A 14078-nucleotide genomic window follows, 5' to 3' on the forward strand; every position below is an offset into this window, starting at 1 on the left:
ATTTATCACGTAGGCAGTTAAGCCGGTTCTAAAGCCCAAAAAACTCGCGGGCCGTTAATTCATCTCGCGCGATTTGCGCCTTAAGTTCATCCAGCGAAGCGAATCGCTGTTCATTGCGTATTTTTTTACGCAGTATCACATCTATATGGCGACCATACAGGTCCATTACAACGTCCAGCAGGTGTACTTCTAACTGTTGACGCACACCGGCAACCGTTGGACGTGTGCCAATGTTGGCGACGCCGTAGAAAGGCTTCTCGCCCAGTCCTGCCACTTCCACCGCATAGACCCCTTTAACCGGGGAGACCTGACGACGCAGCGGTATATTCGCCGTCGGGAAACCTATCGTGCGGCCCAGCGCATCGCCATGGACCACGCGACCTGAAATCGTGAACGGGTGACCCAGCAGCGTTTCTGCCGTGTCCAGTTCATCGTTCGCCAGCGCCTGACGTACCGCCGTGCTGCTGACGCGCACGCCGCCCTCGCAGAAGGTCATTGTACTGGTGACGTCAAACCCGTACTCCAGGCCAGCCTTCTGTAATAACAAGAAATCGCCCTGACGACCAGCGCCAAAGCGGAAATCATCGCCCACGGCGAGAAACTGCACGCCAAGCTGCCTGACCAACAGGTCGCTGACAAAATTTTGTGCGGTCAGCGCGGCAAAACGACGGTCGAACCGTACACACAGGACGTAGTCCACCCCTGACTCCGCCAGGTAGCGTAACTTCTCACGCAGACGCGTCAGCCGCGCGGGGGATTTCTCGCCTGCAAACAGCTCCAGCGGCTGAGGCTCGAAAATCATCACCACGACGGGCAGGCCTCGCGCCTCGCCTTCTTTACGCAATCCCTGCAACAGCGCCTGATGCCCACGATGCACGCCGTCGAAATTACCAATGGTCAGCACGCACCCGTGCGGGGCTTGACTGAGATTATGTATGCCGCGTATCAGCTTCATGACTGGCTCAAAACAGTGAAAATCGCCAAAGTATACCTTGTACAGCGGTTAAGGTTAACCGGCGATTGTTCACGCTAAACAGAAAGCCGTATGATTTCATCACGCTGACCTTTCACAGCAAAAAAATCTGCCCGCCAACTGCGATTTTTACGCCGAAAAGCTGTATTCACGAACGACAAGCTGGTAGAATCCTGCGCCATCACTACGTAACGTAGCGTCGCCACATTAACGGCGCTTATTTGCACAAATCCATTGACAAAAGAAGGTATAGAGGGCATATTCCTCGGCCTTTGAATTGTCCACATAGATCATATTTGGGAGTTGGACCTTGGCTAATATCAAATCAGCTAAGAAACGTGCCGTTCAGTCTGAAAAGGCTCGTAAGCACAATGCAAGCCGTCGCTCTATGATGCGTACTTTCATCAAGAAAGTATACGCAGCAATCGAAGCTGGCGACAAAGCTGCAGCGCAGAACGCATTTAACGAAATGCAACCAATCGTGGATCGTCAGGCTGCTAAAGGTCTGATCCACAAAAACAAAGCAGCGCGTCATAAAGCAAACCTGACCGCGCAGATCAACAAACTGGCTTAATCGCCACATGTTGTTGCTTGTTTGAAAGAACCCGCTTAACGCGGGTTTTTTTATGCCTTCAGATTGCCGGCGGCGTAAACAGCGCCGAGTAGTCCCGGTTGCAGATTCGCTGCACCGCCGGATGCTGAATCATCCTTTCGGCGAATATGGCGTGATACTCTTCCATCACGTTATCCACCCTGCCAATCTCGGTAATCTTGTCGTCTGAATAGAGATCGTGCGCATACAGCGTCGGGGCAACGAAGATAGCGTTGTGCGCCTCGCCAAAGGCTTTCATCAGCGCCGCATCGTCGAACTCACCGAGAATTTCTACGTTTAGCCCCTGCGAGTTAAACCAGTTCAGCAGCTTACGTCCGAGCATGGACCGCCTCCCCGGAACCAGCAAGCGGCGCTCTTCCAGGCAAGCCGGAAACGGTTTTTCCGGCGGTGGATTGATGCACCAGAAACTGACACCGCATTCGCCAATTTTCACCGAGAACAAGCCTTCCTGCTGCGTGGAATCGATAGGACAATCCGAAATAATCATATCCAGCTTATGCTGGCTCAGCTGTTCCAGCAGCATCTCGTGAGTGGACTCAAAGCAGCGTAAATGTATCTGTTCATCTTCCACCACCGCCGCATCCAGCACACCGCTTACCAGCCGTTTGGACAACGCATCCGCCACGCCCACGTCAAAGAGCAGGTTCGACTCTTTGCGATAGTTAACGATATCCAGCATCTCCTGGCTCAGGGTGAACATCTTGTCCGCATAGCGGAATACCAGTTCACCCAGCTCGCTCGGCTCAATGCCACGCCCTTTCCGCTTAAAAAGCTTTCCCTGCAAGCGCTCTTCCAGGGCTTTGATTTGCCCGGTGATAGTCTGTGGCGTCAGGTAGAGCGCCTCTGCGGCACCCACGACCGAGCCCTGCTTGTAGACATGCCAGAAGTAATAGAGATGGTTATAGTTCAAATGAGACATCACGTTTTCACTCCCTGATAGTTTATCGGGAGAAGGCTTCCCTTCTCCCGGTTTCCTGTTATGTCTGGACAGCCTGTCCGGACAACTTCACCTTCAACAAGGTGTAACCCATAACCGCGGCCAGGAACGACCCGATAAGAATGCCGAGTTTCGCCCAGACGATAAGCTCAGGCGCGCTTGCGCCAAACGCCAGCGTCGAGATAAAGATCGACATGGTGAATCCAATACCGCACAGCACGCCAACGGCCATAATCTGGCTAAAGGTGGTTCCGTTTGGCAATGACGCCAGCTTCAGCTTCAGCGCCAGCCAGCAGAACAGGCTGATGCCCAGCGGCTTACCAATAAACAGACCGGCGATGATACCCAGCGGCAGCACAGAGGTGAGTCCGTCCAGGGTAACCCCGGCCAGGGAAACACCCGCGTTGGCAAACGCAAACAGCGGCAGGATCATAAAACCCACCCACGGATGAAGCACATGCTCCAGCTGTCTGGCAGGCGATTTGCCGTCCTGTTCCTTCAGCGGAATAAAGAAGCCAACGATGACGCCCGCCAGCGTGGCATGCACGCCAGACTTCAGCACCGCCGTCCACAGCACCATCCCCACCAGAATATAAATCCCCGTGCGTCGAACGTTGAAGACGTTCAGCAACGCCAGCACCGCAATAGCCACGGCCGCCACGCTCAGCGACAGAACGGACAGATCGCTGGTGTAGAACAGCGCGATAATCACAATAGCGCCAAGATCATCGATAATCGCCAGCGCCATCAGGAAAATTTTCAGTGCTACCGGGACGCGGCTACCGAGCAATGCTAGGACCCCGAGCGCAAACGCGATATCCGTTGCGGCCGGGATCGCCCAGCCGTCACGAGCAACCGGATCCTGCCACGCAAATGCGAGAAAGAGCAACGCCGGAACGATCATCCCGCCAATCGCCGCGATCACCGGAAACGCCGCACGCTGACGGCTGGCAAGCGAACCGCTCACCAGCTCACGTTTAACTTCCAGGCCCACCAGCAGGAAGAACACCGCCATCAGCGCATCGTTGATCCACAGCAGCATGTTCTTATTAATTTCCAGCGCCCCGACCTTCAGCTCGACGGGCGTTTCCAGAAATGCGTGATAGAGATCGCGTGTCATGCCCATATTGGCGAGCAGCATGGCGGCCGCAGCAGCAATAATCAGGATGACGCCGCCGGATGCCTCACTGCTAAAGAAACGGTGTAGTAATTTCACGTTTAAACTCTCTTTTACAACAATACCTCGGTAAAACCATAATATCAGCGCAAACAGATCGGTAAAAACAGATTAATATTGGTTATAGATTCAGTTTAACCGAGGTATAACGCTATAAAGCAAAAAGCCCGGAATCGCTTCCGGGCTTTAAATGATAGTAACCAGCTGGCGGGTTAGCGGGTTAAATCGTCGAAGAATTTTTTGACGCCATCGAAGAAGCTTTTGGAGCGCGGGCTGTTTTTCTCACCTGTCGGGCCGCCAAAGCTTTCCTGAAGCTCTTTCAGCAGCTGTTTCTGCTTATCGTTCAGGCCGACCGGCGTTTCCACGACCACGCGGCATAACAGGTCACCCTGCGCGCCACCGCGAACGGATTTAACGCCTTTGCCGCGCATGCGGAACAGTTTCCCGGTCTGGGTTTCGCCAGGGATTTTCAGGTTAACGCGACCGTCCAGCGTCGGCACTTCGATTTCGCCGCCCAGCGCCGCCATCGCAAAGTTGATCGGCACTTCACAGTACAGGTTGTTACCTTCACGCTCGAAGATGGCGTGCTGCTTCACCTGAACCTGAACGTACAGATCGCCTGCCGGTGCGCCGTGCTCGCCGGCTTCACCCTCACCTGCCAGACGGATGCGGTCGCCCGTATCGACGCCTGCCGGGATCTTAACGGACAGCGTTTTGGTTTTCTCCACGCGACCGTGACCATGACATTTGGTGCACGGATCTTTAATCAGCGTACCGCGACCATGACAGTGCGGACAGGCCTGCTGCACCGCGAAGAAGCCCTGGCGCATCTGCACCTGACCGGAACCGTGACAGGTTGGGCAGGTCTGTGGCTGAGTCCCCGCTTTCGCACCGCTGCCGTGGCAAACGTCACACTCTTCCAGCGTCGGAATACGGATCTCTTTGGTGACGCCGCGAACCGCTTCTTCCAGCGTCAGGTCCATGTTGTAGCGCAGGTCTGCGCCGCGCGCCGCGCGCTGACGGCCACGCCCGCCACCGAAGATATCGCCAAATACATCACCAAAGATATCGCTGAAATCAGCGCCGCCGCCGAAGCCGCCGCCACCAAATCCACCGCCGCCCATGCCGCCCTGTTCAAAGGCCGCGTGACCATATTGATCATAGGCCGCACGTTTTTGTGCATCGGTCAGGACTTCGTAGGCTTCTTTAATCTCTTTAAATTTGGCTTCAGCCTCTTTGTCACCCTGATTACGGTCAGGGTGGAATTTCATGGCCAGGCGCTTATACGCCTTTTTGATTTCACGCTCTTCCGCAGTTTTCGGAACGCCTAAAATCTCGTAATAGTCTTGCTTTGCCATTGGTTTTTTTAAGCCCCTTAACATGCGAGCACGGGCGTGGAGAATTCTCCTACGCCCGTGCCGATTACTTACCCTGCATCAGGGCGATTATTTTTTGTCTTTCACTTCTTCGAACTCAGCGTCGACAACATCGTCGTCTTTCGCGTTGTTCGCCGAAGCATCAGCGCCCGCCTGCTGCTGTGCGTGCTGCTGCTGAGCGATTTCCATCAGCTTCTGAGAAACCTGTGCCAGCTCCTGCATCTTCGCTTCGATGTCCGCTTTGTCTTCGCCTTTCAGAGACGTTTCCAGCGCGCTCAGTGCAGTTTCGATTGCAGTTTTGTCTTCCGCTGGCAGTTTATCGCCCGCTTCTTCAACCTGCTTACGGGTGCTGTGCAGCAGATGGTCACCCTGGTTACGGGTCTGAACCAGCTCTTCAAACTTACGGTCGGATTCCGCGTTAGCTTCGGCATCACGAACCATTTTTTCGATTTCCGCTTCGTTCAGGCCAGAAGATGCCTTGATGGTAATCTTCTGCTCTTTACCGCTGTTTTTGTCTTTCGCAGACACGTGCAGGATACCGTCAGCATCGATGTCGAAGGTGACTTCGATCTGTGGCATGCCGCGTGGTGCCGGGTTAATACCGTCCAGGTTGAACTGACCCAGAGATTTGTTATCCGCCGCGCGCTTACGCTCACCCTGAATCACATGGATGGTTACCGCAGACTGGTTGTCTTCAGCGGTAGAGAACACCTGGCTGTGTTTCGTCGGGATAGTGGTGTTTTTGTTGATGAGCGGGGTCATCACGCCACCCATGGTTTCGATACCCAGAGACAGCGGGGTAACGTCCAGCAGCAGTACGTCTTTCACTTCACCGGTCAGTACACCACCCTGAACCGCAGCACCGATAGCAACCGCTTCGTCCGGGTTCACGTCTTTACGTGGCTCTTTACCAAAGAATTCAGCCACTTTCTTCTGAACCATTGGCATACGAGTCTGACCACCTACCAGGATAACGTCCTGAATGTCAGACACGGACAGGCCAGCGTCCTGCAATGCAACTTTCAGTGGCTCGATAGAACGGTTCACGAGGTCTTCTACCAGGCTTTCCAGTTTCGCACGGGTCACTTTGATATTCATGTGTTTTGGACCGGTCGCGTCTGCGGTGATGTACGGCAGGTTCACGTCGGTCTGCTGAGCGGAAGACAGCTCGATCTTCGCTTTCTCAGCGGCTTCTTTCAGGCGCTGCATAGCCAGCGGGTCGTTACGCAGGTCAATGCCCTGATCTTTCTTGAACTCGTCAACGAGGTAGTTGATCAGACGGGTATCGAAGTCTTCACCACCCAGGTGGGTATCACCGTTGGTTGCCAGAACTTCGAAGGTTTTTTCGCCGTCAACATCGTCGATTTCGATAATAGAAATATCGAAGGTACCACCACCCAGGTCGTAAACCGCGATAGTACGGTTGCCAACTTCTTTATCCAGACCGTAAGCCAGTGCTGCTGCGGTTGGTTCGTTGATGATACGTTTTACTTCCAGGCCTGCGATACGGCCAGCATCTTTGGTTGCCTGACGCTGAGCATCGTTGAAGTAAGCAGGTACGGTGATAACAGCTTCAGTTACCGGTTCACCCAGGTAATCTTCCGCAGTTTTCTTCATTTTCTTCAGCACTTCAGCAGAGATCTGCGGAGGTGCAGTTTTGGTGCCTTTCACATCAAGCCATGCATCGCCGTTATCGGCTGCGATGATTTTGTAAGGCATGATGGAAACGTCACGCTGAACTTCTTCGTCCTGGAAGCGGCGGCCAATCAGGCGTTTGATCGCAAACAGGGTGTTTTGCGGGTTTGTCACTGCCTGACGTTTAGCCGGCTGACCAACCAGAGTTTCACCATCCTGGGTATAAGCAATGATAGAAGGCGTGGTGCGATCGCCCTCGGCGTTCTCCAGCACACGTGCAGTAGTGCCATCCATAATCGCTACACAAGAGTTGGTAGTACCCAGGTCGATACCAATAATTTTACCCATCTAAACGTCTCCACTAAAAATTCAGTCAACATGTGGTTGTGTACCTGTAATAAGGGCAGAACGTGCTTTTTCAACTGCCCAGATTTGATTTTTTTCAGGTCCACACACTGCGGTTGCTTACAAGATGGGGTCACAACGGCATCCATCAAGGGGGAAGGATAAAAAATTTTTTAATTTCACCCCGATGAGATCATAGACGGCGTCGATGCCGCCCATTATGATGCCGCGCCCCGTCAGGGAGAACTGGCGCGGGTTTAACCATTTCACCATATTAATGATGATTTTTTGAGGACTTATGGGCAACACTAAGTTGGCTAATCCGGCTCCGCTGGGCCTGATGGGTTTTGGCATGACCACCATTCTGCTGAACCTGCACAATATCGGGATGTTCCCGATGGACGGCATTATCCTGGCGATGGGCATTTTTTACGGCGGTATCGCACAAATCTTTGCGGGCCTGCTGGAATATAAGAAAGGCAACACCTTCGGCTTAACCGCCTTTACCTCTTACGGTTCTTTCTGGCTGACTCTGGTCGCGATTCTGCTGATGCCTAAAATGGGCCTGGCGGAGGCGGCAAACGCCCATTTCCTGGGCGTGTACCTGGGACTGTGGGGCGTGTTCACCCTGTTCATGTTCTTTGGCACCCTCGAGGCGAACCGCGCGCTGCAATTCGTCTTCCTGAGCCTGACCGTCCTGTTCGCCCTGCTGGCCATCGGTCACCTGGCGGATAACGAAGGCATCGTTCACGTTGCCGGCTGGGTCGGTCTGGTTTGCGGCGCAAGCGCAATCTACCTGGCCATGGGTGAAGTGCTGAACGAGCAGTTCGACCGCACCATTCTACCGATTGGTGAAAAACACTGATCCCTCTGTCGTGCCCGCGTAGCGGGCACGACGTCCCTCTGACTGGCGAAGCCACATCCCCAATACCAGCCCCATCAGCGATAACGCCAGCACGTACCACGCAGGTGCAAGGGGCGACAGCCCCATCAACACCGTCACCACAATCGGGGTCAGCCCGCCGAAAATGGCATACGAGACGTTATAAGAGAAAGAGATTCCGGTGAAGCGTACCTCCGGCGGAAAGGCGCGGACCATCACGTACGGTACGGCGCCAACGACGCCCACACACAGCCCGACGACACCGTACAGCAGGAACAGCTGTTCAGGATGGGTGCCCGCAAGATGATAGAATGCCCAGCTCGACGCGGCCAGCAGCAGGCTGCCGACAATAAAGGTCACGCTGGCGCCGAAACGATCCGCCGCCAGCCCGGCGGCCAGACAGCCAAAGCAGAGCATAATTGTCGCGATACTGTTCGCCTGTAACGTCACGGCAGGCGCAAAACCGTACTGTTTTTGCAGCCAGACCGGCGACATCAAAATGACCACCACGATACCCGCAGACAGCAGCCAGGTCAGAAGCATCGACACGACTACCGCTTTTTTATGCCGCACTACTACGGTTTTCACCGGCAGTTCTTGCGCCAGCGCCTTCCGCTGCTGCATTTCCAGAAATATTGGCGTCTCCTGCAACCAGCGTCGCAGGTACATTGCCACCAGCCCAAACGCCCCGCCCAGCAGGAACGGTATACGCCAGCCCCAGTCGTGAACGGCCTGTTGTGTCATGCTGGTATTGATGATGGTTGCAACTACGGAGCCAAGCAGGATCCCGATCGTCAGCCCCGCGGTCAGCGTTCCGCACGCAATGCCGATGCGGCGCACCGGGACGTGCTCAGCGACAAACACCCACGCGCCAGGCACTTCCCCGCCGATGGCCGCGCCCTGGAGAATACGCATCAGCAGCAGCAATAACGGGGCGATAATGCCCATCGACTCATAGGTAGGCAAAAGGCCAATCGCCAGCGTCGGCACGGCCATAAGCAGGATGCTGAGGGTAAACATCTTCTTGCGCCCAACCAGATCGCCAAAGTGCGCCATGACAATGCCGCCCAGCGGACGCGCCAGATACCCGGCAGCGAAAATGCCGAAGGTTTGCACCTGACGCAGCCATTCCGGTATATCCGCCGGGAAAAACAGCGCCCCCACAACGGCGGCGAAGAAGACAAAGATGATGAAATCGTAAAACTCCAGCGCGCCGCCCAGGGCAGCGAGCGTGAGGGTTTTGTAGTCCTGTCGATTCAGAGGTCGGGTATTATGTGACATAGCGAACCATTGTGCATGTGTTGTGGATTATTTTTTACAGCAATCGTAAAGAAAAAATTACTATATCGTAAATCCATTTACACGCTACTGCGGCTGGCGCTTATGTCACATTTTAATCATTTTCAGGAGATTGTTTCGCGGCGAGCGCTTTTAGGGCGAAATGCTGCTACCACGTTGCCGTCAGTTTCCACGTACGGACCGTCAAGCAGTTGTATACAATACGGTACACTTGCAAAGATACCGTGGACGATAACGCTTCCGTCCTCGGCTTTTACCCCTTCCAGCGTCTCTTTTATCGACTTCGGCTGCCCCGGCAGGTTCAGGATCAGCGCCTGTTTGCGGATCACCCCGACCTGACGGGAAAGAATGGCCGTCGGGACAAAGTGTAGACTGATCTGGCGCATCTGTTCACCGAAGCCCGGCATTTCACGATCGGCGATAGCCAGCGTCGCGTCCGGTGTCACATCGCGGCGCGCGGGGCCGGTGCCGCCCGTCGTCAGCACAAGGTGGCAGCTCATCTCATCCACCAGCTCACACAGGGTTTGCTCAATGATCGGCTGCTCATCCGGGATCAGGCGAGTCTGGATCTCAAACGGGGTAGTGAGCGCGCTGCCCAGCCACGCTTCCAGAGCAGGGATGCCTTTATCCTGATAAACACCGCTGGAGGCGCGGTCAGAGATCGACACTAAGCCGATGCGTAAGGTATTCATATCCATTCCATTCAAAAAGTACTGATTAAAGGGAATGATACACGCAGAGAGAAAATTCAGACAGAGGCGGGGGAAAGAGGCGTGACCGGGAGCCCGGTCACGCAGAATGATTACAGCAGGTCGCCGATCATTTTTTCCAGTTTTTCCTGGTCAATAGCAAACTTACGGATACCGTCTGCCAGTTTATCTACGGCCATTGGATCCTGGTTGTGCTGCCACAGGAACTCGGACTCGGTGATGCGCTCAGGGCGCGCTTTCACTTCGCCAGTGTAAGACAGTTTACGCTCGATAGCACCTTCGCTTTCTGCCAGCTCTTTCAGCAGCGCAGGGGCGATGGTCAGGCGGTCACAGCCAGCCAGCTCGATGATTTCGCCGACGTTACGGAAGCTTGCGCCCATAACAACGGTCTCATAGCCGTGCTGTTTGTAGTATTCGTAGATTTCAGTCACAGAAATCACGCCTGGATCTTCAGACGCCGCGTACTCTTTCTTGTCGGTGTTGGCTTTGTACCAGTCCAGAATACGGCCCACGAACGGAGAAATCAGGTATACGCCAGCTTCGGCACATGCACGCGCCTGTGCGAAGGAGAACAGCAGAGTCAGGTTACAGTTGATGCCTTCTTTTTCCAGCTGCTCAGCGGCGCGGATGCCCTGCCAGGTAGAGGCCAGTTTAATCAGGATACGGTCGTTGCTGATGCCCGCATCGTTGTACAGTTTGATCAGGCGTTTTGCTTTGGCGATAGAGGCTTCGGTGTCGTAGGACAGGCGAGCATCAACTTCGGTAGAGATACGGCCAGGAACGAGCTTCAGGATTTCCAGACCGATGTTCACTGCCAGTTTGTCAGTGGCATCCACAACCTGCTGCGCGCGGTCATTGCTCTGTGCTTTTGCCCAAGTCACCGCCTCGTCGATCAGTTTGCGATACTCAGGGATCTGCGCGGCGTTAAGGATCAGAGAAGGGTTGGTTGTGGCATCCTGCGGCTGGTACAGCTTCATTGCCGCGATATCTCCGGTGTCAGCGACGACAGTGGTGAACTGACGAAGGGAGGTCAATTTATCCGTCATGATAGTGTTTCTCTTTTAACGTGCCCTGGATAATTCACACTACCGACAGCTTGCCAGCAGCGGAAAAATGACAGGTTTACTTGTTAGGGGGATGTAACCGGTCTGCCCTGATGATAACACGAGTGAGAGGCAGCGCAACCGCAGACAGTGCGCTTAGGCAGAGTATGATAAACTCAGAATATTAACAGACTGCTAAGTAACAGCATGCACAATCAGTGGTAGCGCTTACATATTCACTTTGGCATCAACAAGAGGGACGTTAGTGCCTGATTTCTTTTTCTTTATCAACGAAGTCCTCTGGGGTTCGATCATGATATACCTGCTTTCAGGAGCAGGTATCTGGTTTACGTGGCGCAGCGGTCTGATTCAGTTTCGCTATATCCGCAAATTTGGCAGAAGTCTGAAAAACAGCGTCACCCCACAGCCGGGCGGCCTGACCTCGTTTCAGGCGCTCTGTACTAGCCTTGCCGCGCGCGTCGGCAGCGGTAACCTGGCCGGTGTCGCGCTGGCGATCGGCGCGGGCGGTCCGGGCGCGGTATTCTGGATGTGGGTGACGGCGATTATCGGTATGGCCACCTCCTTTGCTGAATGCTCGCTTGCGCAACTCTACAAAGAAAAAGACGGCAAAGGTCAGTTTCGCGGCGGTCCCGCCTGGTATATGGCTCGCGGGTTGGGAATGCGCTGGATGGGCGTTCTGTTCTCGATCTTTTTGCTGATTGCCTATGGCCTTATTTTCAATACCGTTCAGGCAAATTCCGTCGCCCACGCGCTGCGCTTTGCCTTTAATTGTCCGGAGTGGCTGACGGGCGGCGCGCTTGCCCTTCTCACCCTGCTGACCATTGTGACCGGGCTAAAAGGGGTTGCCCGCCTGATGCAGTGGCTGGTTCCGCTGATGGCGCTGCTGTGGGTGTCAACCAGCCTGATGGTATGCGCGATACATATTGACGAGGTGCCGAACGTCATCGTCACCATTTTCCAAAGCGCGTTCGGCTGGCGCGAAGCGGCTTCAGGCGCGTTGGGTTACACCCTTAGCCAGGCTCTCACTGCGGGTTTTCAGCGGGGTATGTTCTCCAACGAAGCGGGAATGGGCTCCACGCCGAATGCCGCCGCAGCGGCCGCATCCTGGCCCCCGCATCCCGCCGCGCAGGGCATTGTACAGATGATTGGCGTCTTCACAGACACCATTGTTATCTGCTCCGCCAGCGCGATGATCATGCTGCTGGCCGGTGCCGCTGAGCAACCGTCCGGTAGTACGGCAGGCATTCATTGGGTACAACAGGCGCTGGTCTCCCTCGTCGGCGGCTGGGGCGCGGGCCTTGTCGCACTTGTCGTGGGACTTTTTGCCTTTAGTTCCATTGCGGTGAACTATATCTATGCCGAAAACAACCTTATCTTCCTGAAAGTCAATTCGCGTCTGACCCGCAACGTCCTTCGCGCGGGTGTGCTGGGAATGGTTTTCGTCGGCTCCCTGCTCAGTATGCCGTTGGTCTGGCAAATAGCGGACGTCATCATGGCGCTGATGGCCATCACGAACCTGACGGCCATTTTGCTGCTTTCACCGGTTGTGGCGCTGATCGCGCGCGATTATCTGCGTCAGCGCAAGCTCGGCGTACAGCCCGTCTTTGACGCCTCACGCTATCCCGAAATCGAGTCACAAATTGCCCCTGGCACCTGGGATGATTTGCCGCGGCAATAACAGCTATCGATCAATTCAGGGCGATTTTTTGTTAAAGTCGCTCTAAATTTCCTGCAAGGACTGGATATGCTGATTCTGATTTCACCTGCCAAAACGCTCGACTACCAGAGCCCGCTCGCCACTGAGCGTTATACCCAGCCGGAATTGCTGGACTACTCGCAACAGTTGATCCACGAAGCGCGTAAGCTTTCGGCTCCGCAAATCGCTTCGCTGATGAGCATCAGCGATAAACTTGCCGACCTGAACGCCACCCGTTTTCATGAGTGGCAGCCTGACTTCACGCCCGCCAACGCCCGCCAGGCGCTGTTGGCCTTCAAAGGTGACGTCTACACTGGCCTGCAAGCAGAAACGTTTAGCGAAGCCGATTTCGATTTTGCCCAGCAGCATCTGCGCATGTTATCCGGCCTGTACGGGGTGCTGCGCCCGCTGGATCTGATGCAGCCGTATCGTCTGGAGATGGGTATCCGCCTGGAAAACGCTAAAGGTAAAGATCTGTACCAGTTCTGGGGCGATGTCATTACCGACAAGCTTAACGCGGCGCTGCAAGCCCAGGGGGACAACGTGGTGATCAACCTGGCCTCCGATGAGTACTTCAAATCGGTGAAACCGAAAAAGCTGGATGCGGACATTATCAAGCCGGTATTCCTCGACGAGAAAAACGGCAAATTTAAAGTAATCAGCTTCTACGCCAAAAAAGCGCGCGGTCTGATGAGCCGCTTCATCATTCAAAACCGCCTGACGAAGCCAGAGCAGCTCACCGGCTTTAACAGTGAAGGGTATTTCTTCGACGAGGCATCGTCAGGAAAAAACGAGCTGGTGTTTAAGCGTCACGAGCAATAAAAGACAACCCCGCCAGCTGGCGGGGTTTATGTTAATGGTGCTTCCGGTCCGGGCCCGGGCGGCGCTCGTCATGACGGTGGTGATCGTCACGATCGCGATGTTCATCGTGCGGACGCCAGTGGTTATCGCGCCAGTCATAGTGTGCTTTCCACCAGTCATGGTCGCGCCAGCGGCCGCCATCCCAGTAGTGCCCGTTATTATCCCGATCGCCAATTTGCAGTTTTACCGCGGGCACGAGGGTGATCTCAGCTGCCTGCACCGCCATGGGAGCGACCAGCATCAGTGAAAGCGCGATAAGTGCAGGTTTCAGGGTAGACATAGGTGACTCCTTATTCTTCTTGCCCAACGTGGGCCGATGTAAGGAGAGTACGTGATGGGAACGGGGGATGTTATTCTCTGCAATCCTAAACGCTAAGTGACCGCATTTATTGGGAATTTCTGCTTTTTTCCTGCTGTTTTTCTCCTTAATTTCTCCATAAAAAAGCCGGGTGGCGCTGCGCTTACCCGGCCTACGTTCTGAGCCGTTGTAGGCCCGGTAAGGCGTAGCC

At 54.7% G+C, this 14078-nt stretch carries 13 protein-coding genes and 1 pseudogene; 4 read left to right on the forward strand and 10 right to left on the reverse strand.

What is annotated here, in order from left to right:
• Window positions 1-28 precede the first annotated feature (28 nt).
• A complete protein-coding gene (ribF, locus tag ACOTX1_RS09880) occupies window positions 29-955 on the reverse strand; it encodes a bifunctional riboflavin kinase/FAD synthetase (RefSeq protein ID WP_003856456.1) in 927 nt (308 codons plus the stop codon).
• A 7-nt stretch (window positions 956-962) separates the two neighbouring features.
• Window positions 963-1168 (reverse strand): annotated as a pseudogene (locus ACOTX1_RS09885) (DUF2575 domain-containing protein); the annotation flags it as partial.
• Between the two features lie 115 nt (window positions 1169-1283).
• Between ACOTX1_RS09885 and rpsT the strand changes: the two are divergent.
• Window positions 1284-1547, forward strand: coding sequence for a 30S ribosomal protein S20 (gene rpsT, locus ACOTX1_RS09890; RefSeq protein WP_003856458.1), 264 nt, complete (start codon window positions 1284-1286; stop codon window positions 1545-1547).
• A gap of 58 nt (window positions 1548-1605) precedes the next feature.
• Here the strand turns inward: rpsT and nhaR are convergent, their stop codons facing one another.
• The 4 genes from nhaR to dnaK form a co-directional block, all read right to left on the reverse strand.
• A complete protein-coding gene (nhaR, locus tag ACOTX1_RS09895) occupies window positions 1606-2505 on the reverse strand; it encodes a transcriptional activator NhaR (RefSeq protein WP_003856462.1) in 900 nt (299 codons plus the stop codon).
• A 58-nt stretch (window positions 2506-2563) separates the two neighbouring features.
• Window positions 2564-3739 carry a Na+/H+ antiporter NhaA gene (gene nhaA, locus ACOTX1_RS09900; RefSeq protein WP_023315366.1) on the reverse strand — a complete coding sequence of 392 codons (1176 nt, stop codon included), beginning with the start codon at window positions 3737-3739 and terminating at the stop codon, window positions 2564-2566.
• 173 nt (window positions 3740-3912) lie between these two features.
• A complete protein-coding gene (gene dnaJ, locus ACOTX1_RS09905) occupies window positions 3913-5058 on the reverse strand; it encodes a molecular chaperone DnaJ (protein ID WP_008502040.1) in 1146 nt (381 codons plus the stop codon).
• Between the two features lie 87 nt (window positions 5059-5145).
• The gene (dnaK, locus tag ACOTX1_RS09910) at window positions 5146-7059 is read right to left on the reverse strand and encodes a molecular chaperone DnaK (protein ID WP_003856470.1); all 1914 of its coding nucleotides are present in this window, start codon (window positions 7057-7059) and stop codon (window positions 5146-5148) included.
• Window positions 7060-7354: 295 nt separating this feature from the next.
• On the opposite strand from dnaK, the gene satP reads away from it, so the two are divergent.
• Window positions 7355-7921, forward strand: a complete 567-nt coding sequence (gene satP, locus ACOTX1_RS09915) for an acetate uptake transporter (RefSeq protein WP_023315365.1) — start codon at window positions 7355-7357, stop codon at window positions 7919-7921.
• Here the strand turns inward: satP and ACOTX1_RS09920 are convergent.
• The 3 genes from ACOTX1_RS09920 to tal form a co-directional block, all read right to left on the reverse strand.
• Entirely contained in the window at window positions 7898-9220 is a 1323-nt protein-coding gene (locus ACOTX1_RS09920) for an MFS transporter (protein ID WP_421766823.1), read from the reverse strand. The genes satP and ACOTX1_RS09920 overlap by 24 nt on opposite strands.
• Before the next feature lie 122 nt (window positions 9221-9342).
• On the reverse strand, window positions 9343-9930 hold the full coding sequence (gene mog / locus ACOTX1_RS09925) for a molybdopterin adenylyltransferase (RefSeq protein WP_003856479.1): 588 nt from the start codon (window positions 9928-9930) through the stop codon (window positions 9343-9345).
• Between the two features lie 110 nt (window positions 9931-10040).
• Window positions 10041-10994, reverse strand: a complete 954-nt coding sequence (gene tal, locus ACOTX1_RS09930; protein ID WP_003856481.1) for a transaldolase — start codon at window positions 10992-10994, stop codon at window positions 10041-10043.
• A gap of 262 nt (window positions 10995-11256) precedes the next feature.
• Between tal and ACOTX1_RS09935 the strand changes: the two genes are divergently transcribed.
• Complete coding sequence (locus tag ACOTX1_RS09935) at window positions 11257-12690, forward strand: alanine/glycine:cation symporter family protein (protein WP_023315364.1); 1434 nt, start codon at window positions 11257-11259, stop codon at window positions 12688-12690.
• Between the two features lie 66 nt (window positions 12691-12756).
• Window positions 12757-13530 carry a peroxide stress protein YaaA gene (gene yaaA, locus ACOTX1_RS09940; protein ID WP_022650381.1) on the forward strand — a complete coding sequence of 258 codons (774 nt, stop codon included), beginning with the start codon at window positions 12757-12759 and terminating at the stop codon, window positions 13528-13530.
• 31 nt (window positions 13531-13561) lie between these two features.
• On the opposite strand, the gene ACOTX1_RS09945 is transcribed toward yaaA, so the two are convergent.
• Window positions 13562-13849: a DUF2502 domain-containing protein gene (locus tag ACOTX1_RS09945; protein ID WP_003856489.1), complete on the reverse strand. Its 288-nt coding sequence runs from the start codon at window positions 13847-13849 to the stop codon at window positions 13562-13564.
• Window positions 13850-14078: the final 229 nt, after the last annotated feature.

The organism is Enterobacter cloacae complex sp. IR5401, from assembly GCF_049238425.1.
Taxonomy (GTDB): domain Bacteria; phylum Pseudomonadota; class Gammaproteobacteria; order Enterobacterales; family Enterobacteriaceae; genus Enterobacter; species Enterobacter hormaechei_C.